Source organism: Pseudomonas sp. AC463 (genome assembly GCF_979253585.1).
On record NZ_CEEDDZ010000891.1, the window covers coordinates 1 to 254 of the forward strand.

A 254-nucleotide genomic window follows, 5' to 3' on the forward strand; every position below is an offset into this window, starting at 1 on the left:
GATCGACAAACTGGCGATCGACAACCGTGAGTCGGGGGCGCGTTATACCGCGATCATCCGCACGCTGATCGGCTACACCCACGGCCTCGAGCGCAGCGTCGACGATCCATCGCTGGCCCGCGTACTGTCGTCGCTCACCCAGTTCATCGAGATGAAGGAGCGGGCCGGGCGTGAGCGCGCCATGCTCGGCGTGGTGTTCAATCAGGATCGTTTCGACGCCGATCTGCTCTCCACCTTCAGCCGCAACCTGGGCG

Annotated in this window: 1 protein-coding gene; it reads left to right on the forward strand. The window is 64.2% G+C overall.

Annotation, left to right across the window (positions count from 1 at the left end):
- Positions 1–254, forward strand: a 254-nt coding sequence (locus AC0IYH_RS32790; RefSeq protein ID WP_471838543.1) for a nitrate- and nitrite sensing domain-containing protein, incomplete at both ends; no start/stop codon positions are given.